This is a genomic window from Mesorhizobium sp. M7A.F.Ca.CA.001.10.2.1 (assembly GCF_003998575.1).
Lineage (GTDB): Bacteria > Pseudomonadota > Alphaproteobacteria > Rhizobiales > Rhizobiaceae > Mesorhizobium.
Genome location: NZ_RZQY01000449.1, coordinates 1 through 4,874 on the forward strand (window position 1 = coordinate 1; position 4,874 = coordinate 4,874).

The 4,874-nt window shown below is 63.3% G+C and carries 7 protein-coding genes; all 7 read left to right on the forward strand.

Translation table 11 applies throughout. The features are described from left to right. The coding region (locus EN964_RS24350) for an SDR family oxidoreductase (protein ID WP_127276819.1) at positions 1 to 325 on the forward strand (325 nt) is incomplete at its 5' end. A gap of 109 nt (positions 326 to 434) precedes the next feature. Continuing rightward, complete coding sequence (locus EN964_RS24355; RefSeq protein ID WP_127267753.1) at positions 435 to 821, forward strand: SET domain-containing protein; 387 nt, start codon at positions 435 to 437, stop codon at positions 819 to 821. A gap of 201 nt (positions 822 to 1,022) precedes the next feature. After that, positions 1,023 to 1,301, forward strand: coding sequence for a 30S ribosomal protein S21 (gene rpsU, locus EN964_RS24360; RefSeq protein ID WP_023810129.1), 279 nt, complete (start codon positions 1,023 to 1,025; stop codon positions 1,299 to 1,301). Between the two features lie 138 nt (positions 1,302 to 1,439). Beyond that, a complete protein-coding gene (locus tag EN964_RS24365) occupies positions 1,440 to 2,282 on the forward strand; it encodes a tetratricopeptide repeat protein (protein WP_127267752.1) in 843 nt (280 codons plus the stop codon). Positions 2,283 to 2,490: 208 nt separating this feature from the next. Beyond that, positions 2,491 to 2,967: a DUF992 domain-containing protein gene (locus tag EN964_RS24370; RefSeq protein ID WP_127267751.1), complete on the forward strand. Its 477-nt coding sequence runs from the start codon at positions 2,491 to 2,493 to the stop codon at positions 2,965 to 2,967. Between the two features lie 93 nt (positions 2,968 to 3,060). Beyond that, complete coding sequence (locus tag EN964_RS24375; protein WP_023810132.1) at positions 3,061 to 3,540, forward strand: DUF992 domain-containing protein; 480 nt, start codon at positions 3,061 to 3,063, stop codon at positions 3,538 to 3,540. A 211-nt stretch (positions 3,541 to 3,751) separates the two neighbouring features. After that, on the forward strand, positions 3,752 to 4,874 hold a 1,123-nt coding region (locus EN964_RS24380), incomplete at its 3' end, for an MFS transporter (protein WP_127276821.1).

Below are 4,874 nucleotides of genomic sequence, written 5' to 3' on the forward strand. Positions count from 1 at the left end.
CGGCCACACAGTCGGCATGCCGGGCATGACAAGCTATGCCGCGAGCAAGGCCGGCCTGATCGGACTGACACAGGTGCTTGCCGCCGAATACGGCCCGAAAGGCGTGCGGGTCAACGCGCTGCTGCCCGGCGGCACAGACACGCCGGCGGCAACCTTCAAGACCCCGGAATCAAGAGCCTTCGTCGAAGGCCTGCATGCTTTGAAGCGTATCGCAATGCCGGAGGAGATTGCCCGTTCCGCGCTCTATCTCGCCTCCGACGCCTCGAGCTTCACCACCGGAGCGGCTCTGTTTGCCGATGGCGGCGTGTCGATCAATCGGACGTGAAGGCTTTTCGCGGCCGGATGCATGTTCATAGCCGCCAGGCAGACGTCCGGTCTTGATTTCTCGCCGCGATTTGGCGATTCCGTTTCTGTCCAAAAGCGGGTCTGGAACCATGATGCTGATCAGAACCTATGTGACTGCGAGTGCGATCGAAGGCGTCGGCGTGTTCGCCGCGGAGCCGATCAGGAAAGGCGCTTCGATCTGGCGGCTCGATCCGGATTTCGACCGGCTGATCCCCATGGACAAATACGAGACGGCACCCCCGCATCTCAGAGAACTGCTCGACCGCTATGCCTATCCGAGCCCGGACCGGCCGGGTTTCATGGTCTATGAAGTCGACAATGGCCGCTTCATGAACCATTCCAGCAATCCGAATACGGATTTTTCGCAATATGGCGGAGCCACGGCGACCCGCGACATCGCCGTGGGCGAGGAGATCACCTGCGACTACGGCGAGTTCTTCGAGGATTTCGAGCTGCTGCACCTCGCGAGGGCCTAGTCGGCTCCTTATCTCAAGGGCAAGTGGCACACTTGTCCAAGGGCAAACAGACGGCGGCTGGCCCCGCAAAATCATTTCCGCTGTGGACAGCGCGGCATGATTCTGGTATCAGCCGCCCCAATTCGTGGTGTAAACCGCCGCGGAGGCTAGTGGCTATGGCCGCTTGCCTGTTGATATCAAACCCGAAAGACAGGATTGCCCGTGCAGGTACTCGTCCGCGACAATAACGTTGATCAGGCGCTTCGCGCTCTCAAGAAGAAGATGCAGCGCGAAGGCATTTTCCGCGAAATGAAGATGCGCGGTCACTACGAGAAGCCGTCCGAGAAGCGCGCCCGTGAAAAGGCTGAAGCTGTCCGCCGCGCCCGCAAGCTGGCCCGCAAGCGCGCCCAGCGCGAAGGCCTGCTGCCGATGACGCCGCGCCCGGTCGCTGCTGGCGCCGCCGGCGGTGCAGGTGGCGCTCCGCGTCCGCCGCGGTTCTAACGCCAATTTTTCGTCCTTTTCGAAGGATATCAGAGGTGGCGCGATGTGGAATCGCCGCCACCTTTTTGTTTTGATGTGACCGGTCCGGAGGGGGAGCCGGACCTGAACGACGCGGCTTGAAGTGAGGACAGGGCAGACATGAACGCAACGAGCGTGGAGCGCGGGACTGCATTGCGTGGTTTCGCCCTGACAGCGGCCCTGCTCTCCGGACTGGCGCTTGCCGGCTGCCAAACGGCGGGCCCGACCGGTGAATTCAACAACATCGACAAGGCGCAAGGGTCGAGCGAGAACATTTCTTCGCTGTCGGCGGTCATCCAGCGCAATCCCCAGGATCCCGAAGGCTACAATGTGCGCGGCTCGGCCTATGGTCGTGGCGGCCAGTACCAAGCGGCGCTCAAGGATTTCAATCAAGCCATCCAGCTCAACCCGAATTTCTTCCAGGCCTATTCGAATCGCGCGCTGATCCAGCGCTTCCTCGGCAATCAGGAAGCCGCGCTCGCGGACTACAACCGTTCGATCCAGATCAACGGCAACTACGACGCCGCCTATATCGGCCGCGGCAATCTCTACCGCAAGGCGGGTCGCACCCAGGACGCCTTCAACGACTTCCAGAAGGCAATCCAGCTCGATACGACCGACGCGCGCGCCTACCACAATCGAGGCCTGATCTATCAGAGCCAGGGCCAGCACAAATTCGCCATCGAGGACTTCTCGACCGCCATCTCGCTGGCGCCGGACGCCGCCGAGCCCTACAACGGCCGCGGCCTCTCCTATCTGGCGACCAACGACGAGGACAACGCCTTTTCCGATTTCAACATGGCGATCAAGCTCGACGGCAGGAATGCCGAGGCCTGGTCCAACCAGGCGCTGATCTATGAGCGGCGCGGCGACAAGGCGAAGGCCGCGAAATCCTATAAGGAAGCCGTTCGCCTCGACCCTACCTACCAGCCGGCCAAGGATGGCCTCGCCCGCGTCAGCTGATCTCGGTTTCGGCAAGCGCTTCCCATACGAATCCGCGTGACATCCAAGTGCCGCGGGATCCTTTGCGTGTCCTAAAGGACGCACTTCGCAACCGGGCATTAACCCAGGCAGGAGGCTTTCGGCCCCTGCCTTGATCGCGCCAAGTTTTCAGCGGAACGGTCTACCCACCCAAGCCGTTGTTGAAAGTATTTTGCGAAAGGACCCTCCCATGATCAAGAAACTCGCCTGCGCCGCTGCCCTCGCCACGACGATGTTCGCGGTGGCTCCGGCCAGCGCCGGCAAGCTGCAACTCGGCACGCTCGATTGCACCATCGACGGCGGCACCGCTTATATCGTCGCTTCCAACAAGGGCGTGTCCTGTGTCTTCCGGCCTCATCATCACGGGCCGTCCGAGATTTACACAGGCATCATCTCCAAGATCGGCCTCGATGTCGGCCAGACGCATCAGGGCCAGCTCGTCTGGGCCGTGCTGGCCGCGACCCGGGATCGTGACGGAGGCGATCTCGCCGGCAGCTACTACGGTGTCAACGCCGAGGCGAGCGTGGTGACCGGCGGCGGCGCCAATCTGCTGGTTGGCGGCCTGGACAGCGCCGTCATGCTGGAGCCGCTCAGCGTCCAGGCGCAGACCGGCGTCAACCTTGCCGTGGCCGTGACCTCGCTCCAGCTGATCCACTCATTCAAGTGATTGCATGGAGCCGTGCGCTCCATGACCCCTCACCCCGCGGCGCGGAACCAGATAGGATGGTTTCGCGCCGTTTGATTTTGGGGGGGAACCATCATGCTGAAGACAGCCATAGCTGCCGCCATGTTCACGACGCTATCCGGAGCGGTGCAGGCGCAGGACCGAGGCATGGAAGTCGGTACGCTTGACTGCGCCATAGGCGGCGGCACCGGCTTCATCTTCGGCTCGAGCAAGGATCTGAGCTGCACCTTCAACCCCGCCGACAAAAGCTTCGCGCCGGAAGCCTATTTCGGCGCCGTCAACAAATACGGCCTCGACATCGGCACGACGAAGCAGACGGTCATGCAGTGGATCGTGCTGACGCCGCTGAAGAACATCTATGCGCCGGGTGCGCTGGCCGGCGACTATATCGGCGCCAGCGCGGAGGTGACGGCCGCCGTCGGCGCCGGCGCCAATCTGCTGGTCGGCGGCTCCTCTCAGGCCTTCACCTTGCAGCCGCTCAGCTTGCAGACGCAGACCGGCATGAACCTCGCGATCGGCGTCAGCCAATTCCAGCTGCGCAGCACCGAGAATTGATCGCGCAACGAAGCCCGCCAACCGAAGGGGCATCCGCGCGAACGGCCCTCAAAAAAACGCTTGAGCTCAACCCCGGTTGAGGTTTTACAAGCCTGCCCCGAGCGCAACAACGCCTCGATCCAGCGCTGTCGATCCGCATGGTCCTGCCGGAAACCCGTACTGGCTTCTGGCGTCCTGCGCTGGCGTCGAGATATGCAAGACGGGGGTGGAAATGACCGAGATCAGCACGAACAGGGTCGACTGGCGCGTATTGTGGGCAAGCGGCGACCTGGCGCGCTTCTGCTTCATCAGCCTCGGCATCCTGCTGCACGCCACCAACGAAACGATGGTGGCAACGGTGATGCCGGCCATGGTCGGCGAACTGGCGGGCGTACAGCTCGTCGGCTGGTCGCTGGCGATCTACGAACTCGGCGCCATCGTTGCCGGCGCGGCCGCCGGACGACTGGTGAGTTATGTCCCCTTGCGCACCAACATGGTGGTCGCCGCGCTGCTCTACGCAACAGGCGCGCTGATATGCGCCACCTCGCCTTCCATGCAACTGTTCCTCGCCGGCCGCCTGATCGAAGGACTTGGCGGCGGTGCGCTGGTGTCGCTGGCCTTCGTCTCGGTCGAACGACTGTTCTCGCGCGCCATCTGGCCGCAGCTTTTCGGCATCATGTCGGCGATCTGGGGCGTCGCCGCCTTCAGCGGACCATTGCTCGGCGCGATCATGACCGAGCTGTTGTCATGGCGCTGGGCCTTCGGCATCTTCACACTCGGCGGCGCCGCCATGGCGCTGGCAAGCTTCCTCGTGCTCGACACGCCGCAGGCGACGAAACCCAAGACGAGCACGGGTAAGGCGCCGCCCTTCCCGTTCGCGGCCCTTGGCTGCCTTGCCGTCGCCGTGGTGTTGATCGCCTCGGCCGGCGTCGACATCGCCTTGCTGCGCTCTTCGCTGCTGATGGCCTTCGGCCTCATCGGCCTGGTGCTGTTCTTCACCATCGACGCGCTGAAGCCGCGTTCGCGGCTGTTCCCGGCGCGGCTGTTCTCATGGCGCACGCCGGTCGGCGCCGGCATGACCATGGTTGCCGCCTTTTCGGTGGCGACCTGTTCCTTCGGCGTCTACGGACCGCTGTTGCTGACCAGCCTTCACGACATTCCGCTGCTGACCACCGGCTACATCATCGCCGCCGAATCGATAGCCTGGTCGATCCTCTCGATCCTGGTCGCCAACGCGCCGCCGCAGCGCGAGCGGCTGATCATCGTCGGCGGCGCAGTGATGATCGCGGCCGGCATCGCCGGCTTTGCGTATGCGATACCCCTGGGCTCCGTCCCGCTGATCCTGATATGTGCCC